This window comes from Streptomyces natalensis ATCC 27448 (assembly GCF_000935125.1).
In the GTDB taxonomy this organism is placed as follows: Bacteria; Actinomycetota; Actinomycetes; order Streptomycetales; family Streptomycetaceae; genus Streptomyces; species Streptomyces natalensis.
On the sequence record NZ_JRKI01000009.1, the window covers coordinates 208,111 to 227,006 of the forward strand.

Here is an 18,896-nt window from a genome sequence, read left to right on the forward strand (position 1 = left end):
TCTCCCTCTTCCGGTGGTGCGGCGGAGGGAAACGTACGGAACGGACGTATGACGCGGCGTCACACCAGGGGGCCAACTCCTGGGTGCTACCGGGGTATGAGGCCGCGGACCCGGTCGTCCTCAGGACGTAAGGGCAGGCCACACCCCCTTACTGGGGCTGTCCCCCCTTTCACCGGGCAGCCCTTCACTGGGGCAAGCCACACCTCTCGGCGGGTCCGGCCACCTCTCTCGGCGAGGCCGGCCCCACCCGTCACGCGTCACCGGTCCCCGGGCGCGACCAGTCCCGACTCATACGCGAAGATCACGGCCTGGGCGCGGTCCCGCAGCTCCAACTTGGCCAGGACGCGGCCGATATGGGTTTTCACGGTCTGTTCGGCCAGGACCAGCGCATCGGCGATCTCCTGGTTGGACAGGCCGCGGGCGATCAGCTCCAGGACCTCCGTCTCGCGCGGGGTGAGGCCGTTGAGCTGGAGCCCCGCGCGGCTCTTACGGGGCGCGGGGCGCCGTCGGGCGAAGTCGGCGATCAGCCGGCGGGTCACCGAGGGCGCGAGCAGCGCCTCACCGGCGGCCACGACGCGAACGGCGGAGATCAGATCGACCGGCGGCGCGTCCTTCAGCAGAAACCCGGACGCGCCCGCGCGCAGCGCCTCATAGACGTAGTCGTCGACATCGAAGGTGGTCAGCATCAGCACCTTCGGGCGGTGGGTGACGCCGGGGGGTGGATCGAGCAGCCGACGGGCCGCCTCCAGCCCGTCCATCTCCGGCATCCGTACATCCATCAGCACCACGTCCGGATGCACTCGGCGGCTCAGCTCCACGCCCTGCACCCCGTCCGGCGCATCACCCACCACATCGATATCGCTCTGCGCGGCGAGCAACGCGGCAAAACCCGCCCGCACCATGGCCTGGTCGTCGACGATGATCACCCGAGTGGTCATGCGGAGTCCGAATCCTTCGGTGAGAGGGGCGGGTCGGGGCGCAGGGACGGCGACCCGGGAGACGCGGAACCGGCAGACTGGGAGTCCGGAGGCGCGGGATCCGGAGACGTGGGTTCGGGAGGCGCGGGATCCGGAGGCGCGGAGCCGGGAAGCGCGGCGCCGGGCGTGCCCGCCGTCGCCGAGGCCGTGGCCCCCGTCAGGGGAAGCCGGGCCGCGACCCGGAAGCCGCCGTCGGGCAGCGGCCCGGTGTCCAGCGAGCCGTCCACCAGCCGCACCCGCTCCCGCATCCCGATCAGTCCGTGCCCGGTGCCATCGGGCTCCAGCGGCGCGGACGGGGCGGGCGGGGCGGAGTTGACGACCAGTACGGTCAGCCGCGAGCCGTCCGCCGTGGCCGTCACCGACACCCGGGTCCGCGCGCCGGGGGCATGCCGCACCACATTGGCCAGCGCCTCCTGCACGATGCGGTACGCCGACAGGTCCACCGCCGGCTCCGGCACCACCGGTTCCTCGGGCAGCGTCAACTCGACCGGCACACCGGCCCGTACGGTCCCCTCGACCAGCTTCGGCAGCTGTGCGATCCCGGGCTGAGGAGCCCTTTCCGGGTCGTGGTGCCGTTCGGTCTCCTCGCTGCGCAGCACCCCAAGCAGCCGGCGCATCTCCGCCAGCGACTCCCGGGCGGTCGCGGCGATCGCCCCGAACTCCTCCTGGGCCTCCTCGGGTATCCCCTCGATGCGGTAGGGGGCACTGGCGGCCTGGACGGTGATCACGGACATGTGGTGGGCGACGACATCGTGCAGCTCGCGGGCGATACGGGTGCGCTCCTCCAGCAGTGTCCGGCGGGCGCGCTCGGCCTCGCTGATCGTCTCCTGTTCCCTCAACTTCCGCTGGGCACGGCCCCGTTCCCGCAGCGCGGCGCCCAGGGTCAGCATCACGCCGGAGAGGACGAAGAGCAGGACCCAGGTGCTGATGCTGTGCTCCGGCGCGAAGGGCCCGAAGAGTATTCCGGCCGCTCCGGTGGCCAGCCATACGGCGACCAGGGTGCGATTGCGCTCCCGCAGCGCCAGCGCGAGCATCAGCACGAGATACCCGACGATCACCGTCGGTGGCCAGGGCCACGGGCGCCCCACCGCGCCGTCGGCGCCGGTCAGGGCGATGGCGCCGAGAACGTCCGCCGCGAAGATCACCCACCATGCCTGGAGCGGCCGCGTCACCGCGAGCAGCAGCGGCACGCTCTGTGCGGTGGCCAGGGCGCCCGCCAGGCCGTCGTTCATGCCGTAGTCGTGGCTGAGGACGCTGATGCCCGTCGGCAGCAGGGTCACGGTGAAGGCGAAGGCGATGAGGTAGGGAAGCCGGCGCAGCCAGCGGTTCTGGACCGTGCCGAACAGGGGGGTGCCGGGGTCGGTCGGGGTGCCGAGCTCGACGGCGAGGACGTGCAGCGCCTGCCGCGCGGCGCGCAGCGCCCGGCCGCGGGCCGACTCGTGCCCGGCGCTGCGGGTCGGCTCGCGTTCTGGGGTGAGTGATCGCTTGAACATCGCAAAATCAATGTAAGCGGGCCGTTCCGGGCCGGGCGTCATACCAGGGTTCGGGCTTTCGAGCCGTACCACGGTATGACTCCCTGCCAACCCCACGGGGCTTACCGGCCCAACGGGGGCCTACCGACCCCACCAGCCCCGCCGCCCCATCGACCCCGCAGCGGCACCCAGCCCCCTAAAGCTCCGCCAGCAGCTCGGCCTTCTTCGCGCTGAACTCGTCGTCCGTCAGCAGCCCCGCGTCGTGCAGGTCGCCGAGATGCCGTATCCGGTCCGCGATATCGGCCGGGTCCCGGCGGGTGTCCCCGGCCCGGCCCGCCCGCTCGCGCTCGCGGGTGTCCACCGCGGGCTCCGCGGCCCGTACCGCCTGGAGCACCGAGGCCGCGAACGGCAACGACTCATGGACCAGCCCGTACCCCAGCCCGAAGACCACCGCGGCCGGATCCTGATCGGCCGCGCCGGGCCCCGATTCGGGCGCCCCGCGCTCCAGCAGCCGCAGATGGCCGTTGAAGATCTCCGGTGAACGCCACTCGACCCCGGCCAGTTCACCGACGGAAAAGCTCTGGTCGCCGCTCTTCCACTTCGCCGACGACGCCCCCGTCCAGAACCAGCGGAAAGCGACCGAGTTCCCGTCGAAGGACGCCTTGCCGTCGTAGGCCTTGAAGTGCAGCGGAGGCTCCGGCGCGGCCACGAGATGGCGGTCGGCGGGCTCCTTCGCATCGGGCCCGAGCGCGGTGCGCAGCTCGTCGGCGTAGTACTCGGCGAGCGTCGCGCGTTCGGCCGGCAGCACCAGCCGGTAGGGGTCGGCGTCCTCCTTGAGCTGCCCGTCGGCCGCTTCCATCAGGGGATCGGCGCCCTGCCGCGGCACGGCATGCAGCACCACCGTGCCGCGTCTGCCCTCGGTCAGCTCGATCGACCTCAGCGCCTCGTACGGAATACGTCGCTCGCCGAGCGCCTGGAACAGCCTCGGCCTGCGGATCCCCCGTTCGAAGCGGATGAGCACGGAGTCCGTGTCGAACTCCCAGACGGCGTGAAAACCGGCCAGCACATCACCCATGCGGCTCATCGTATGCGGGCGGTTGCCTGCGCGTCGCCCTTCCGACACGTTGCGCTACGCGCGTCACGGGCCCCGCCGCCCCGGAATCGCGGCCTCCGGGGCCCTGAGGTCAGGCGCTGCAATGCGGGTCGGAGGTCGCACAGTCCACCGAGTTGAGCGCGCCGACCCCGACGAGCGCGAAGTTGCGCAGGCTGTGGGTGCCGGGTGCGAAGTAGCCCGCGTGCCCGTGGGCACCCTGTGCGGACAGGATCCGGGACCCGAAGGCCGGATCGACCGGGTCGGCACCGTGGCCGAGCCCGCCGACCTCCATGTACGGCACGTCCTGGATCCAGTCGTCGGCGTCCCGCATCGCCCAGACCCGGGCGTGCGTACCCAGTCCGGCGAGGTTGTCGGCGCGCATGCCGGGGCTGCCGGCCACCGCGATGTCCTCGACGTTGGACGGCAGACGGCGCGCGGCGACGCCGCACACCACGGAGCCGTAGCTGTGGCAGAACAGCGAGACGGGGGTGGCCGACGGCAGCGTTTCGGTGAGCGCGCGCAGCCGGACCGCGCCGGCCTCGGCGAGCTGCCCGGTGGCCGCCTCGACGCCCAGTCCGGCGGGCGTGGTGTAGTCGGCCCAGGCGATCACGGCCGTACGGGCGCCCGGACGCGCCGTGCGCTCGGCCTGGTACAGGGAGTGCGCCATGCCGACCGGGGCGGTGTTCGCCTTCGCGGTGCGCTCGAACGTCGACAGGTTGGTGTCCACACCGGGCACCACGACGGAGACCCGGCGGGCCGTCGCGAGATTGCCGAAGACCTCGGCCGCCCGTCCGTCGCCGGCGGGGTCGAAGGCCAGGATCTGGCGGCCCGGGCTCATCATCGATTCGAGGCGGTGCATCAGCTGGCCCGCGGTCTGACGGCCGACGGGGGTGAGCCGGCGGTCGCCCATGCGGCGTTTCTCGATGACGCGGTCCTGGTCGATCGCCATCCGGTTGGCGCGGTAACGCAGCTCCACCGGGGCGCCGCCCATGTTGCCGACGACCAGCGGGAACCGGGACGCCAGCTGCTTCTGCTCGGCGCGGTCCAGGGAGGCGAAGAAGGCCCGCACGGTGGCCGGGGCGGCCTTCGGGCCGGGCAGCGGGCGCCCGTGGAAGGTGGCGTGCTGCCAGGCCGATCTGGCGGTGGCCAGGGGGTTGGCGTCCTCGTTGGTGTCTCTGATGGCCGTCCAGCCGGTCAGCGCAAGCATCACGAACACCACCACCAGGGCAAGTGCCGCGCGCCAGGCGGTGGACTGGAGGAAACCGAAGGAGGGGCTCAGGCCCGGGAAGGAAGTCACCGCGAGCCACCCTAAAAGACCGAAGAGGGTCCCTTCTGCGGCCGTGAGCCATATCACGTTTCGCGCCGGGTATTTCGACCAAACCGGACAACGAGTCGGCGGCCGGGCTGCTCGGCGCGCGGACCTGCACACATCCTGGCCTGGAGCGATCCCCCAACGGCCGCCGTACGCCGTCACATGGTGAAAAAGGTCACCACGTTCCGCGCCCCGCACCTCACCGGTCCCGCCAGGTGTCGGCGATGGCCGGCCCGATGTGATCCAGATAGGACTGGGTCAGCCTGCGGATGGATGCCACGCTGCACTCCTGCCCCTCGCCCCAGACCTTCCCGGCCACCCGCATCACCCCGCAGAACGCCGCGACGACCACCCGGGGCCGAGGATCGGCGTCCACGTCCAGCCCCTCGCGCCCGGCGATGAGTTGAGCTATCTGCTCCTCCAGGTCGGAGGAGCGGCGCAGATGCGCGGCGACCAGCGCGGGCGTCGACTCGATCATCCGGTAGGCGCGCATGTGCAGCTCCACCGGGACCATCGACTCGATCGCGCTGCCGATCTCGTCCCAGGCGGTCATCACGGCGCTGCGCAGCGCCGTCAACGGGGCCTCGTCGGCGGGCCGTTCGCGCAGTTCCTGGAGGAACCGCGCCTCCACCATCTCCTGGACGGCGAAGGCGACCTCCTCCTTGTTGGCGAAGTACCGGAAGTAGGTGCGCTGGGAGACGTTCACCGCCTCCGCGATCTCGTCGATCGTCGTCGCCTCGTATCCCTGCTCCGTGAACAGCTCCAGTGCCGCACGGATCAGGGCATCGCGGGTGCGCTGCTTCTTGCGCTCACGCAGACCGCCCGGGGGTGCCGCCTGCGGCGTCGGGGTCGCCATCCTGCGCCGCCTCTCCATGGTGTTCTCGCTGCTCAGAATACCTGTGAGCTAAATGACAGTTACCGACTGATGAATCGCTTTGTCAACTGTCAGCCACTGACATTAGCCTCGCGGTATGAGTTCTCAGACCCCGGTTGCCGACGTCGCACCGGAACGTTCCGTACCGGAGCCCCCCAAGGGGCTGCGAGGCCATCCGTGGCTGACCCTCTTCTCCGTGGCCATCGGCGTCATGATGGTGGCCCTGGACGGCACCATCGTGGCCATCGCCAACCCCGCCATCAAGAAGGACCTGGACGCGTCGCTCGCCGACGTCCAGTGGATAACCAACGGCTACATGCTCGCCCTGGCCGTCTCGCTGATCACGGCGGGCAAGCTGGGCGACCGCTTCGGCCACCGCCAGACCTTCCTGATAGGCGTCCTCGGCTTCGCCGCCGCCTCCGGCGCCATCGGCTTCTCCCACGAGGTCGCCTTCGTCATCGCCTTCCGCGTGGTGCAGGGCCTCTTCGGCGCGCTGCTGATGCCCGCCGCGCTCGGACTGCTGCGCGCGACCTTCCCCGCCGAGAAGCTCAACATGGCCATCGGCATCTGGGGCATGGTCATCGGCGCCTCCACGGCCGGCGGCCCCATCGTCGGCGGCCTGCTCGTCGAGCACGTCAACTGGCAGTCGGTGTTCTTCATCAACGTCCCCGTGGGCATCCTGGCGCTGGTGCTGGGCCTGGTGATCCTCAAGGACCACCGCGCGCAGAACGCCCCCCGCTCCTTCGACCTCCCCGGCATCGCCCTGCTCTCCGGCGCGATGTTCTGCCTCATCTGGCCGCTGATCAAGGCCACCGACTGGGGCTGGGGCGATATGAAGACCTGGGGCTTCCTGATCGGCTCCGCGGTCCTCTTCGCGCTCTTCGCCTTCGTGGAGACCCGCGTCCGCGAACCGCTGATCCCGCTGCGGATGTTCCGCTCGGTGCCGCTGAGCGCGGGTACGGCCCTGATGGTGCTGATGGCCTTCGCCTTCATGGGCGGCCTGTTCTTCGTGACGTTCTACCTCCAGAACGTGCACGGCATGACCCCCGTGGACAGCGGTCTGCACCTTCTGCCGCTCACCGGCATGATGATCGTCGGCTCGCCGCTCGCCGGCGCCCTGATCACCAAGTTCGGCCCGCGGATCCCGCTGGTGGGCGGCATGGTCCTCACCGCCGTCGCGATGTACGGCATGTCCGGCCTGGACACCACCACCGGCACCGGCCCGATGTCCGTCTGGTTCGCGCTGCTCGGCCTGGGCCTGGCGCCCGTCATGGTCGGCGCCACCGAGGTCATCGTCGGCAACGCCCCGCTGGAGCTCTCCGGTGTGGCGGGCGGTCTCCAGCAGGCCGCGATGCAGGTCGGCGGCAGCCTCGGTACGGCCGTGCTCGGCGCGGTGATGGCCTCCCGCGTCGACGACGACCTGCCGGGCAACTGGCAGAAGGCCGGTCTGCCGCCGGTCCCGCCGGCGCAGGCGTCCCAGCTGTCGGACGCGGTGTCCATGGGCTATGCGCCGGTGCCCAAGGGCGCGCCGCAGATGATCGCCGAGAAGATCACCTCCGTCGCGCACGACACCTTCGTCTCCGGCATGGGGGTGGCCTTCACGGTCGCCTGCGGTGTGGCGGTCGTCGCGGCCGTGGTGGCGCTGTTCACCAAGCGCGGCGCGAACGCGGAGGCGGGCGCGGGCGTCGGCCACATCTGACACCCGCCCCGGCGGACGGATCACACCCGGCGCGCGGCGGTCGAGGCACTCCCTCGGCCGCCGCGCGCCGTCGCGTCGGGCGGGCGCCGATGTCCGTACGGGTCCGGGACAGGGGGCGTACGGCCGTCCGCAGGCGTCAACTGAGCGTCATGGGCCGCCGGATGGCCTCTGCCGCCGAAACCCAAGGGACGCCGGGCCTGTGCACTCGCCGTCACATCGCTCATCGTGATGACGCGCTCCGGGGAACCTGCCTGCCCGCCGGACAGGAGCCGACGGACATCGAGCCCGGCGATCCGTTGCGCGGCCGCGGGAGGAACGGTTCTGCCGCCCCGCCCGCCACCGGGACGGCGTCAACATCGCGTCCACAAAGGCGAGTTACCCACCCTGCGGTTATCCACATCCCTGATCCGGATGGACTCCCCGTCACGGCCTTGGCAACCGCGCCGCGGCCTCGCGAAGCTCGATGCACAACCGCCGCGGGCAGCCGGCCCGCGCATGTGCCGCACGGCACGCTTCACGGGGGAGATTCCTATGCGTCTGCGTCTGCGTACGCCCCACACCACCGCCCTGCTGATCGGCCTCGCCGCCCTCACCGCGGCCCTGGCCGCCCCGCCCGCCCTCGGCGCACCGGCCGCAGGTGCGGCCGCCGTTGGCCGCAGCATGCACGCGCCCGCCTCGGGTGACTGCGCGCCGGGCCAGCTGTGCCTGTGGCCGACGGCGGACTTCGGCGGCAAGCGGTGGACCCATGAGCTGTCCGACACCGACATCGAGAGCTGCATCCCACTGCCGAAGGGAAGCAGCGCCGCCTCGCTCGCCAACCGCACCGGCCGGCCGGTCACCACGTACCAGAGCGCACAGTGCGCCGAGACCGGTGAGTACGACACCTACCCGGGCGGCGGCAGCTGGGTGCCCCGTTCCCCGTACCAGGTACGGGCGTTCAAGGTGTGGGAGCGGTGAGGCGGAATGCGCGACGCCCCCGGCAGCGGGGCGCTGCCGGGGGCGTCGCACTCATGATGCGGTGTGCCGTCAGGGCGTTACGCGTCGCCGCCGGCCTCGCCGGCCTCGGCCGCCGCGACGTCCAGGAGCTGGTAGCGGTCGATCGCCTGCTTCAGCAGCGACCGGTCGACCTTGCCGTCCTTGGCGAGCTCGGTGAGCACACCCAGGACGATCGACTGCGCGTCGATGTGGAAGAAGCGACGGGCCGCGCCACGGGTGTCCGCGAAGCCGAAGCCGTCGGCGCCCAGCGACTGGTAGGTGCCCGGGACCCAGCGGGCGATCTGGTCCGGGACGGCACGCATCCAGTCCGAGACCGCGACCTTGGGGCCCTCGGCGCCCTGGAGCTTCTGCGTCACGTAGGGGACGCGCTGGTCCTCCTCCGGGTGCAGCAGGTTGTGCTCCTCGACCGCCACGGCCTCACGGCGCAGCTCGTTCCAGGAAGTCGCCGACCACACGTCCGCCTTGACGTTCCACTCGTCCGCGAGGATCCGCTGGGCCTCGACCGCCCACGGGACCGCCACGCCGGAGGCCAGGATCTGGGCGGCGTGTTCGCCCTTCTCGCCGGCGCTGATGCGGTGCAGACCCTTCAGGATGCCGTCGACGTCGACGTCGGCCGGCTCCGCCGGGTGCTGGATCGGCTCGTTGTAGACGGTGAGGTAGTAGAAGACGTCCTCGCCCGGCTTGCCGTCCGGGGTCTCGCCGTACATCCGGCGCAGACCGTCCTTGACGATGTGCGCGATCTCGTAGCCGTAGGCCGGGTCGTAGGCGACACAGGCCGGGTTGGTCGACGCCAGCAGCTGGGAGTGGCCGTCGGCGTGCTGAAGACCCTCACCTGTCAGCGTCGTACGGCCGGCGGTGGCGCCGAGCACGAAGCCGCGCGACAGCTGGTCGGCCATCTGCCAGAACTGGTCACCGGTGCGCTGGAACCCGAACATCGAGTAGAAGACATAGACCGGGATCAGCGGCTCGCCGTGCGTGGCGTAGGACGAGCCCGCCGCGATCAGCGAGGCCGTGCAGCCCGCCTCCGTGATGCCGTCGTGCAGCATCTGGCCGGTCGGCGACTCCTTGTACGCCAGGAGCAGTTCGCGGTCCACGGACTCGTACTGCTGGCCCAGCGGGTTGTAGATCTTGGCCGACGGGAAGAACGCGTCCATGCCGAAGGTGCGGTACTCGTCGGGCGCGATCGGCACGAAGCGCTTGCCGATCTCCTTGTCCCGCATGAGGTCCTTCAGGATGCGGACGAACGCCATGGTCGTGGCGATCTTCTGCTGGCCCGAGCCCTTCTTGGCGCCCGCGTAGGCCTTGTCGTCCGGCAGCGGCAGCGGCTTGGCCCGCACGACACGGGTCGGCACATAGCCGCCCAGCGCCTTGCGGCGGTCGTGCATGTACTGGATCTCTTCGGAGTTCGGGCCCGGGTGGTAGTACGGCGGCAGGCCGTCCTCGAGGTCCTTGTCCGGGATCGGCAGGTGCAGCCGGTCGCGGAAGCCCTTGAGGTCTGCGACGGTCAGCTTCTTCATCTGGTGGGTCGCATTGCGGCCCTCGAAGTTCGGGCCGAGCGTCCAGCCCTTGACGGTCTGCGCGAGGATCACCGTCGGCTGGCCCTTGTGGGCCTTGGCCGCCGCATAGGCCGCGTAGATCTTCTTGTGGTCGTGACCGCCGCGGCCCAGGTGCAGGATCTGGTCGTCGGTCATGCTCTCGACCATCTTGCGCAGGCGCTGGTCGTCGCCGAAGAAGTGCTCGCGGATGTACGAGCCGGTCTCGGTGGCGTACGTCTGGAACTGGCCGTCGGGCGTGCTGTTGAGCTTGTTGACCAGGATGCCGTCGCGGTCCTGCGCGAGCAGCGGGTCCCAGCTGCGGTCCCACACCAGCTTGATGACGTTCCAGCCGGCGCCGCGGAACTGCGACTCCAGCTCCTGCATGATCTTGCCGTTGCCGCGGACCGGGCCGTCGAGGCGCTGGAGGTTGCAGTTGACGACGAAGGTCAGGTTGTCCAGGCCCTCACGGGCGGCGATGGACAGCTGGCCGAGCGACTCGGGCTCGTCCATCTCGCCGTCGCCCAGGTAGGCCCACACATGCGACGCGGAGGTGTCGGCGATGCCGCGGGCCTCCAGGTAGCGGTTCATCCGTGCCTGGTAGATCGCGCCGAGGGGGCCGAGGCCCATCGAGACGGTCGGGAACTCCCAGAAGTCCGGCATCAGCCGCGGGTGCGGATAGCTGGACAGGCCGTGGGGCGCCTTCGACTTCTCCTGGCGGAACGCGTCGAGCTGGTCGGAGCTGAGCCGGTCGAGGAGATAGGCGCGGGCGTAGATGCCGGGGGAGGCGTGGCCCTGGAAGAAGACCTGGTCACCGCCGTCGCCCTCGTCCTTGCCCCGGAAGAAGTGGTTGAAGCCCACGTCGTAGAGGGAGGCGGAGGAGGCGAACGTGGCGATGTGGCCGCCGACGCCGATACCCGGGCGCTGGGCGCGGGAGACCATGACGGCCGCGTTCCACCGGGTCGCGTTCAGGACCTTGCGCTCGATCTCCTCGTTGCCCGGGAAGAACGGCTCGTCCTTGGTCGCGATGGTGTTGACGTAGTCCGTGCTGCGCATCTCGGGTACGGCCACGCGCTTCTCACGGGCCCGCTCGATCAGCCGGAGCATGAGGTAGCGGGCGCGTTCCCGGCCCCGCTCATCGACGGCTGCGTCGAGCGAGTCGAGCCATTCCTGGGTCTCTTCTGGATCGAAATCCGGGACCTGGCTGGGAAGGCCGCCAATGATGATCGGGTTTCGATCGGATCCGGAAGCCACGCTGTTCCTTCGGTGTTCGGTTCGTACCGTGCTCTGCACGCTATTGATGTGCGTGCGCGGACGAATGCTGTGTCTGCCTTGTGTCGCGCCGTCTTCCATCGTGTACCGAGTCACTGGGATACGTCATCTCTACCGTCGGGTAACCCCCCGCCGAGAGATGGGCGCTGGAAAGACCGGTTCTCAGGTCGGCCAAATCGCAACCATACGCCCATGTCGGGGGTCCTTCGCGTACGGCCGTACGCCTCTCGAATCCGCGCCCCGTCCGTATCCCGCGCCCCACCTGCGCCCCCCGATGGACCAGTCTCGCGCGAGTACCCGAGAAACCCGGCGAAACGCTGTGGCGTGAATCACTTCAGGCTGTCCTAATGGGGTCGTGGTTGCGGTGAGACGCGTCCAATCGTCACCGTTTCGGCGGTCTCGGCCGCCGGGTACTTGCGCGATCCGCCCGGCCCGTGTGGACTACGCCCAATGCTCCGCGCACGCGCGGGGTCCCAAAACTTTCCGAAAGATGACAGGAGGCAATCCGTGAGCGCGACCGCGGACCACGCGGAGGAGCGGACCAACCCTGCCGCCAGGCTGGGGTTCGAGCCCGGACAGGTGGTCCAGGAGATCGGCTACGACGACGACGTCGATCAGGATCTCCGCGAAGGCATTGAGGCCGTGATCGGCCAGGATCTCGTCGACGAGGACTACGACGACGTCGCTGACGTCGTGCTGCTGTGGTTCCGTGACGAAGACGGCGACCTCACGGACGCGCTGGTGGACGCCATCGGGCTGATCGACGAGGGCGGGCGGATCTGGCTGCTGACCCCCAAGACCGGCCGCGAGGGCTATATCGAGCCCAGCGACATCAATGAGGCCGCGCAGACCGCGGGTCTGTCCCAGACCAAGAGCATCAACGCGGCCAAGGACTGGACCGGTAGCCGCCTGGTCACCCCCAAGCGCTGAGCCACCCGGCCCCGCCACGCCCCGCCGAGCCCCCTCCGGCCCGTTCCGGAGGGGGCTCGGTGCTGTTCGGGAGCGGATTCCGGGGCGTTCGGCGCGGCGCGTAGGGTTGGTCACGTCCAGTTGTGCGCGAGCGGAAGGGAAGCACCCATGGCGATCGAGGTCGGCACGAAGGCTCCGGATTTCGAGCTGAAGAACCAGCACGGCGAGCTGGTCAAGCTCTCCGACTTCCGCGGCGAGAAGGCCGTCGTCCTCCTCTTCTACCCCTTCGCCTTCACCGGCGTGTGCACCGGTGAGCTGTGCGCGCTCCGCGACGAGCTGCCCAAGTTCGTCAACGACGACGTCCAGCTGCTGGCCGTCTCCAACGACTCCCCGTTCTCGCTCCGCGTCTTCGCCGAGCAGGAGGGCCTGGAGTACCCGCTGCTCTCGGACTTCTGGCCGCACGGCGAGGCCTCGCGGGCGTACGGAGTCTTCGACGAGGACAAGGGCTGCGCGGTGCGCGGCACCTTCGTCATCGACAAGGAGGGCGTGGTGCGCTGGACGGTCGTCAACGGCCTGCCCGACGCCCGTGACCTGAACGACTACCTCACGGCCCTCAAGGCCCTCTGAGCCGCCACCGGGCGCCTGCGGGTGCCTCCGGGCGCCCGCGGGACGGCATCCGTGTGCTTCCGAGTGCGATATCTGCAATCGGTGGGAACCCGTCACTAGGATCAATTCGTTGATCCGATGCCATGCACGATGGGGGCGGAAGTCTTACGTACCCCTCGAATCTATGGGAGGACTCGTGGGAGTCAGCCTCAGCAAGGGCGGCAACGTCTCGCTGACGAAGGAAGCCCCCAACCTGACCGCCGTCCTTGTCGGCCTGGGCTGGGACGCCCGTACCACCACCGGTACGGACTTCGACCTGGACGCCAGCGCCCTGCTGACGAACGACCAGGGCAAGGTCGGCAACGACCAGAACTTCGTGTTCTTCAACAACCTGAAGAGCCCGGACGGTTCGGTCGAACACACCGGTGACAACACCACCGGTGAGGGCGAGGGCGACGACGAGGCGATCAAGGTGAACCTCGCCGGCGTGCCGGCCGATGTCCACAAGATCGTGTTCCCGGTGTCGATCTACGACGCCGAGACCCGTCAGCAGAGCTTCGGCCAGGTCCGCAACGCCTACATCCGCGTCGTCAACCAGGCCGACGGCAACGAGCTGGCGCGCTACGACCTCAGCGAGGACGCCTCGACCGAGACCGCCATGGTCTTCGGCGAGCTGTACCGCAACGGCGCGGAGTGGAAGTTCCGGGCCATCGGTCAGGGCTACGCCTCGGGGCTGCGCGGTATCGCGCAGGACTTCGGCGTCAACGTCTGAGCGAGCACATACACCGCACCCGGCGCCGTACACCCCGACCGGGGAGTGCGGCGCCGGGCGCGCGTGGGAAGGGACGCGGGCCGGGCAGGAGCGCGGCCCGTACCGACACCGGGGAGGAAGCGAACACAATGGGCGTCACACTCGCCAAGGGGGGCAATGTCTCCCTGTCCAAGGCCGCACCGAACCTCGCGCAGATCATGGTCGGCCTCGGCTGGGACGCGCGCTCCACCACAGGAGCGCCGTTCGACCTCGACGCCAGCGCCCTGCTGTGCCAGTCGGGCCGGGTGCTGGGGGACGAGTACTTCGTCTTCTACAACCAGCTCAAGAGCCCCGAGGGCTCCGTCGAGCACACCGGTGACAACCTCACCGGCGAGGGGGAGGGCGACGACGAGTCGATCCTGGTGGACCTCACCGGGGTCCCCGAGCACGTCGACAAGATCGTCTTTCCGGTCTCCATTCACGAGGCCGATGTGCGTGGCCAGAGCTTCGGCCAGGTCAGCAATGCATTCATCCGCATCGTCAATCAGGCCGACGGCAGCGAGCTCGCCCGCTACGACCTCAGCGAGGACGCCGCCGGCGAAACCGCGATGATCTTCGGCGAGGTCTACCGCTACAACGGCGAATGGAAGTTCCGCGCCGTGGGACAGGGGTACGCGTCGGGCCTGCGGGGCATCGCTCTAGACTTCGGGGTCAACGTTTCGTAAAGCGCCGCGCGCTGCGCGCGGGGGACCCACACAGCGAGGGATTGGGTAGCAGTGCTCCTGAAAACCTTTGGCTGGTCGTTCGCCATCACGGTGCTCGGCCTGGCCTTGGCCGGCGGTCTCTGGGGGTGGCAGGGGCTCGCGATTGTCGGGATCCTGTCCGTCCTGGAGATTTCGCTCTCTTTCGACAACGCCGTCATCAACGCAGGAATCCTGCGCAAGATGAACGCCTTCTGGCAGAAGATCTTCCTGACGGTCGGCATCCTCGTCGCGGTATTCGGCATGCGGCTGGTCTTCCCGGTCGTCATCGTCGCGATCACCGCGAAACTGGGGCCGATCGAGGCGGTCAATCTCGCCATCAACGACAAGGCGCATTACCAGGAACTGGTCACCAGCGCCCATCCGGCCATCGCGGCATTCGGCGGGATCTTCCTGCTGATGATCTTCCTCGATTTCCTCTTCGAGGAGCGCGACCACAAATGGCTGGCGTGGATCGAGAAGCCGATGGCCCGGATGGGCAAGCTCGACATGCTCTCCGTCATCGTCGCGCTGGTCGCCCTGCTGGTGGCCTCGATGACCGTGGCCACCGCCGCGGCGCACGGCGCCGGTGACAAGAGCGCCACGGTGCTGCTGTCGGGCGTCGCCGGCCTGATCACCTATCTCGTCGTCGGCGGTATCTCGGGCTACTTCGAGGACAAGCTGGAGGACGAAGAGGACGACGACGAGGACGAGGCGGGCGAGGATGCGGAGGCCCGCGAGGCCGCCGCCGCGCCCGCGAAGAAGGGCGTCTCCACCGGCGCGGCCGTGGGCCTGGCCGGCAAGGCCGCGTTCTTCATGTTCCTCTACCTTGAGGTCATCGACGCGTCCTTCTCCTTCGACGGCGTCATCGGAGCCTTCGCGATCACCAACGACATCTTCATGATGGCGCTGGGCCTGGGCATCGGCGCGATGTACATCCGGTCGCTGACGGTCTTCCTCGTCCGCAAGGGGACCCTGGACGACTACGTCTACCTGGAGCACGGCGCGCACTACGCGATCGGCGCCCTGGCGGTCATCCTGCTCATCACGATCAAGTACGAGATCAACGAGGTCATCACCGGCCTGATCGGCGTCGTCCTGATCGGACTGTCCTTCCTCTCCTCCGTGGCGCGCAACCGCCGCGAGGGCAAGCCGGGAAACGAGGAGGACTCCCGGCAGGAGGTCGCGTCCGGGGTGTGACGCGGCGCTGAATGAGGAACGCTCTCTGCGGGGCGGCCATGGGGTACGGACCTCGGGGCCGCCCCGCGGCAATTGGGGTCGAGCAATGGGGTGGGCAGGGTGTCGTTCCTGGGGAACTTGTGGCGCGGCGGGTCGCCGAAGTACGACTTCGACAGCGGCGGGGCGTCGTATGTCGTCGAGCTGACCAAGCGGAACCCGGTCGTCTCGCTGACCAAGCAGGGGGCGGCCGTTGGGCATCTGAGGGTCAACCTGAGCTGGCAGATGCGGACCTCGGATTTCGACGAGCCGGGCCGCCGGCGCTCCGGCAGCCTGCTGCGGCACCCGGGCAAGCTGTTCAAGCCCGAGGTCGTCCAGGCGCAGGGGCCGGCCATGGTCAATGTCGACCTGGACCTGGCCTGTATGTACGAGCTCAAGGACGGCACCAAGGGCGTCGTGCAGCCGCTGGGGAACTTCCTGGGCGACCTCAACGGCCCGCCCTTCGTGAAACTCAGCGGTGACGACCGGTTCGGTTCCGGTTCCGGCGAGACGCTGTACGTCAACCTGGACCACCGCGACGAGTTCAAGCGGCTGCTGATCTTCGTCTACATCTACGACGGGACGCCCGCGTTCGACCGTACGCACGCGGTGGTGACGCTCTACCCGACCACCGGCCCGCGGATGGAGATCAAGCTCGACGAACGCGCGCCGCAGGCCCGTTCCTGCGCCGTCTTCACGCTGGAGAACGGCAAGGACGGCCTGACGGTGCGCCGCGAGGTGAAGTACGTCTACGGCTTCCAGGCGGAGCTCGACCGGCTCTACGGCTGGGGGCTCCAGTGGGGGCGGGGCTACAAGTCGCAGGTCTGACGCCTTGACCGGGGCCCGCCCCCGGAGGCCGGGCTACCGGCGCTGGAACTGCGGGCCCTGCGGCGGCAGGACGAAGGACGGGTCCGGGACGAACGGCTGGTGCTGTGTCGGATAGCCGTAGCCGTAGGTCGGCGCGGGCTGTTGCTGGGGCGGCTGCGGATAGCCGTAGGCGGACGGCGGAGGCTGCTGCGGGTAGACCGGCTGCTGGGGCGGCGGGCCCGGGTAGCCGTACCCGTAAGCCGGCTGGGCCGGGGGCTGCTGCGGCGGGGGCGGCACGTTCTGCGGGTAGCCGTAGCCGCCGGCCGGTGGCGGCGGAGGGGCGGTCGGCGGCTGCGGGGGCATGGCGGACGGCTCGGCCGCCGGGTCCGGCATGTGCTGGGTGACGGCATCGGGGTCCGGTCCCGCGGACGCGGCGGCCGGCTGCTCGGGCCAGGCGCTGGGCGGCGGGGTCGGCGCGCTCGCGGGCTCCGCGGACGGGACGGGGCCGGAGACCGGAGCGGCGGACTCGGGCGGCGCGGGCGCGGGCACGGCGGGCGGCGGCGGAGGCGTGGCGGGGGCGGTGGTGGCCGAGCCTTCCGGGGCCGGGGCCGGGGCCTGGGCTGGTGCCGCGGTCGACGCCGCAGACCCGGCGGACGGCGTCGCAGCCGATGCGGTGGCCTTCGAGCCGTTCTCCTCCTCCACGGAGATGCCGAACTCGTTCGCCAGCCCCGTCAGCCCGCTCGCGTACCCCTGCCCCAGCGCCCGGAACTTCCAGCTGTCGGCCCGGCGGTAGAGCTCCCCGCAGATCAGCGCCGTCTCGTCGCCGGTGTCGGGCACCACATCGAAGACCGCGAGCGGATCGCCGCCGTCCGCCGCCGCGTCGAAGAGCATGATCCGCAGATCCGCGACCAGCCCGAAGGCGCCGCCGTCCGACGACGCGGCCAGCACCACCCGGTCCACCGACGGGTCCAGGGGCGCCAGATCCGCCTCGATGGTCTCGGTCATTCCCTCGGTGACCTGGGCCTTGGGCAGATGCCGGACCAGGCCGCTGGGATGCCGCGGCTGGTTGTAGAAGACGAAGTCCTCGTCGGAGCGCACGCGTCCGTCGGGCCCCACCAGCAGGGCCGAGGCATCGACATCGGGGACGCCGGCACCGGGCGTCCAGCGCAGGACGGCCCGGACCGCCGTGGCGTCGAGGGGTACGTTCGACCCTTTCAGCATCGCGTGCGTCATGCCGCAATCCTGCCTTCCCAAAGGTCGCACCGACAACGCGGGGGCCCGTCGGGCATCGTCGCGTCGCGCGCCGGGACACCCCGGCGCCGCCTGGGGGATACGTGATTTTCATGCGCGCGGGAACTAACGACACCACCCCGCACGTACGATTACCGGCTGGATCCAGACAGCGGGACACAGCGGGGGCGCCGGGTCCCGCCTGTAGACGGGGGAGTTCTATGCGCCACTTCGGGCATCTTGCGCCGGACATCCGGAAGACTTTGTTCCACAAGGAGCCGGTGGAGTTCACCGCCGATTCCCCGGCCCGTACGCTCGCAGCCGCCCTGGGTGCCACCCTCTACAGCCCCGCCACCCGCCCGCGGCTCGCCGCCGATGTCCGCAAGCAGGCCGGCCGGGGTGTGAGGTCCATGGTGCTGTGCCTGGAGGATGCCATCGGGGACGGCGATGTGGCGGCCGGCGAGGAGAATCTCGTCCGGCAGTTGGGCCTGCTGGACGAGGCGGCCGCCGAGGGCGCGGATCTTCCGCTGCTGTTCATACGGGTCCGCGAACCGGCTCAGATACCGGATCTGGTGCGTCGGACAGGCCCGGCGGTGCGCATATTGTCCGGGTTCGTTCTACCGAAGTTCACCGCCGAGCGCGGAGTGCCCTTCCTGGAGGCGCTGGCCGCGGCCGAATCGGCCTGCGCGCGGCGGCTGTTCGCGATGCCGGTGCTCGAATCCCCGCAGCTGCTGCATCTGGAGAGCCGGGCCGAGACGCTCCGGGGCATCGCCGAAACCGTCGACACCCACCGCGACCGCGTGCTCGCCCTGCGGCTCGGGGTCACGGACTTCTGCTCGGCCTACGGGCTGCGCAGGGCACCGGACATGACGGCCTATGACGTCCACCTCGTCGCCTCCGTGATCGCCGATGTGGTCAATGTGCTGGGCCGCGCGGACGGCACCGGCTTCACGATCACCGGCCCGGTGTGGGAGTACTTCCGGCTGCACGAGCGGATGTTCAAACCGCAGCTGCGCCGCAGCCCCTTCCTCGGCCGGGCCGAGGAACTGCGCACGGCACTGATCGAGCACGACATGGACGGGCTGCTGCGCGAGATCGAACTGGACCGGGCCAACGGCCTCCAGGGCAAGACCTGCATCCACCCCTCGCATGTCGCCCCGGTGCACGCCCTCTCGGTCGTCAGTCACGAGGAGTTCAGCGATGCGGCCGACATCCTGCGGCCCGAACGCGGTGACGGCGGCGTCCTGCGCTCCGCCTACACCAACAAGATGAACGAAGTGAAGCCGCACCGCGCCTGGGCCGAGCGCACCCTGCTGCGCGCCGAGGCGTTCGGCGTCGCCCGCGAGGGCATCGGCTTCGTGGAACTGCTCACGGCGAGCGTCCCGCAGACCTGAGATCCGGCGGTGGACAT

At 70.0% G+C, this 18,896-nt stretch carries 16 protein-coding genes; 9 read left to right on the forward strand and 7 right to left on the reverse strand.

The window, feature by feature from the left end:
* Window positions 1-257 precede the first annotated feature (257 nt).
* From SNA_RS07640 to SNA_RS07660, 5 genes are all read right to left on the reverse strand, one after another.
* Complete coding sequence (locus SNA_RS07640) at window positions 258-938, reverse strand: response regulator (RefSeq protein WP_044363925.1); 681 nt, start codon at window positions 936-938, stop codon at window positions 258-260.
* Window positions 935-2,470 carry a sensor histidine kinase gene (locus SNA_RS07645; RefSeq protein ID WP_078969750.1) on the reverse strand — a complete coding sequence of 512 codons (1,536 nt, stop codon included), beginning with the start codon at window positions 2,468-2,470 and terminating at the stop codon, window positions 935-937. Before SNA_RS07645 ends, SNA_RS07640 begins: the two co-directional genes overlap by 4 nt.
* A gap of 175 nt (window positions 2,471-2,645) precedes the next feature.
* Window positions 2,646-3,524 (reverse strand): DUF4429 domain-containing protein, encoded by an 879-nt coding sequence (locus tag SNA_RS07650; protein ID WP_030068401.1) that lies wholly within the window; start codon window positions 3,522-3,524, stop codon window positions 2,646-2,648.
* A 109-nt stretch (window positions 3,525-3,633) separates the two neighbouring features.
* Entirely contained in the window at window positions 3,634-4,839 is a 1,206-nt protein-coding gene (locus tag SNA_RS07655) for an alpha/beta hydrolase (RefSeq protein ID WP_030068400.1), read from the reverse strand.
* Between the two features lie 214 nt (window positions 4,840-5,053).
* Window positions 5,054-5,710, reverse strand: a complete 657-nt coding sequence (locus tag SNA_RS07660; RefSeq protein WP_030068399.1) for a TetR/AcrR family transcriptional regulator — start codon at window positions 5,708-5,710, stop codon at window positions 5,054-5,056.
* Window positions 5,711-5,825: 115 nt separating this feature from the next.
* Here SNA_RS07660 and SNA_RS07665 point away from each other — a divergent pair, with 115 nt between their 5' ends.
* Window positions 5,826-7,427, forward strand: a complete 1,602-nt coding sequence (locus SNA_RS07665) for an MFS transporter (RefSeq protein WP_030068398.1) — start codon at window positions 5,826-5,828, stop codon at window positions 7,425-7,427.
* 531 nt (window positions 7,428-7,958) lie between these two features.
* On the forward strand, window positions 7,959-8,384 hold the full coding sequence (locus tag SNA_RS07670; protein ID WP_104531931.1) for a peptidase inhibitor family I36 protein: 426 nt from the start codon (window positions 7,959-7,961) through the stop codon (window positions 8,382-8,384).
* A gap of 77 nt (window positions 8,385-8,461) precedes the next feature.
* Here the strand turns inward: SNA_RS07670 and aceE are convergent, their stop codons facing one another.
* Window positions 8,462-11,209, reverse strand: coding sequence for a pyruvate dehydrogenase (acetyl-transferring), homodimeric type (gene aceE / locus SNA_RS07675; protein WP_030068395.1), 2,748 nt, complete (start codon window positions 11,207-11,209; stop codon window positions 8,462-8,464).
* 525 nt (window positions 11,210-11,734) lie between these two features.
* On the opposite strand from aceE, the gene SNA_RS07680 reads away from it, so the two are divergent.
* The 6 genes from SNA_RS07680 to SNA_RS07705 all read left to right on the forward strand — a co-directional run bounded on the left by SNA_RS07680 (window position 11,735) and on the right by SNA_RS07705 (window position 16,276).
* A complete protein-coding gene (locus SNA_RS07680; protein WP_030068394.1) occupies window positions 11,735-12,157 on the forward strand; it encodes a DUF3052 domain-containing protein in 423 nt (140 codons plus the stop codon).
* 147 nt (window positions 12,158-12,304) lie between these two features.
* Window positions 12,305-12,763 (forward strand): peroxiredoxin, encoded by a 459-nt coding sequence (locus SNA_RS07685; RefSeq protein ID WP_030068393.1) that lies wholly within the window; start codon window positions 12,305-12,307, stop codon window positions 12,761-12,763.
* 175 nt (window positions 12,764-12,938) lie between these two features.
* The gene (locus SNA_RS07690; RefSeq protein ID WP_030068391.1) at window positions 12,939-13,514 is read left to right on the forward strand and encodes a TerD family protein; all 576 of its coding nucleotides are present in this window, start codon (window positions 12,939-12,941) and stop codon (window positions 13,512-13,514) included.
* Between the two features lie 128 nt (window positions 13,515-13,642).
* The gene (locus tag SNA_RS07695; RefSeq protein ID WP_030068390.1) at window positions 13,643-14,218 is read left to right on the forward strand and encodes a TerD family protein; all 576 of its coding nucleotides are present in this window, start codon (window positions 13,643-13,645) and stop codon (window positions 14,216-14,218) included.
* A 51-nt stretch (window positions 14,219-14,269) separates the two neighbouring features.
* Entirely contained in the window at window positions 14,270-15,433 is a 1,164-nt protein-coding gene (locus tag SNA_RS07700) for a DUF475 domain-containing protein (RefSeq protein WP_030068389.1), read from the forward strand.
* Between the two features lie 99 nt (window positions 15,434-15,532).
* Window positions 15,533-16,276 (forward strand): TerD family protein, encoded by a 744-nt coding sequence (locus tag SNA_RS07705; protein WP_030068387.1) that lies wholly within the window; start codon window positions 15,533-15,535, stop codon window positions 16,274-16,276.
* 33 nt (window positions 16,277-16,309) lie between these two features.
* Here SNA_RS07705 and SNA_RS07710 read toward each other — a convergent pair whose 3' ends face one another.
* Window positions 16,310-17,488, reverse strand: coding sequence for a TerD family protein (locus tag SNA_RS07710; protein WP_044363928.1), 1,179 nt, complete (start codon window positions 17,486-17,488; stop codon window positions 16,310-16,312).
* Window positions 17,489-17,706: 218 nt separating this feature from the next.
* Here SNA_RS07710 and SNA_RS07715 point away from each other — a divergent pair, with 218 nt between their 5' ends.
* On the forward strand, window positions 17,707-18,879 hold the full coding sequence (locus tag SNA_RS07715; protein ID WP_044363929.1) for an HpcH/HpaI aldolase/citrate lyase family protein: 1,173 nt from the start codon (window positions 17,707-17,709) through the stop codon (window positions 18,877-18,879).
* Window positions 18,880-18,896: the final 17 nt, after the last annotated feature.

Excerpts from the sequence above, each read along its gene's own strand:
- SNA_RS07640 (WP_044363925.1), bottom strand. The coding sequence starts at position 938 with ATGACCACTCGGGTGATCATCGTCGACGACCAGGCCATGGTGCGGGCG.
- SNA_RS07645 (WP_078969750.1), bottom strand. The coding sequence starts at position 2,470 with ATGTTCAAGCGATCACTCACCCCAGAACGCGAGCCGACCCGCAGCGCC.
- SNA_RS07650 (WP_030068401.1), bottom strand. The coding sequence starts at position 3,524 with ATGGGTGATGTGCTGGCCGGTTTTCACGCCGTCTGGGAGTTCGACACG.
- SNA_RS07660 (WP_030068399.1), bottom strand. The coding sequence starts at position 5,710 with ATGGCGACCCCGACGCCGCAGGCGGCACCCCCGGGCGGTCTGCGTGAG.
- SNA_RS07665 (WP_030068398.1), top strand. The coding sequence starts at position 5,826 with ATGAGTTCTCAGACCCCGGTTGCCGACGTCGCACCGGAACGTTCCGTA.
- SNA_RS07670 (WP_104531931.1), top strand. The coding sequence starts at position 7,959 with ATGCGTCTGCGTCTGCGTACGCCCCACACCACCGCCCTGCTGATCGGC.
- SNA_RS07685 (WP_030068393.1), top strand. The coding sequence starts at position 12,305 with ATGGCGATCGAGGTCGGCACGAAGGCTCCGGATTTCGAGCTGAAGAAC.
- SNA_RS07695 (WP_030068390.1), top strand. The coding sequence starts at position 13,643 with ATGGGCGTCACACTCGCCAAGGGGGGCAATGTCTCCCTGTCCAAGGCC.
- SNA_RS07710 (WP_044363928.1), bottom strand. The coding sequence starts at position 17,488 with ATGACGCACGCGATGCTGAAAGGGTCGAACGTACCCCTCGACGCCACG.
- SNA_RS07715 (WP_044363929.1), top strand. The coding sequence starts at position 17,707 with ATGCGCCACTTCGGGCATCTTGCGCCGGACATCCGGAAGACTTTGTTC.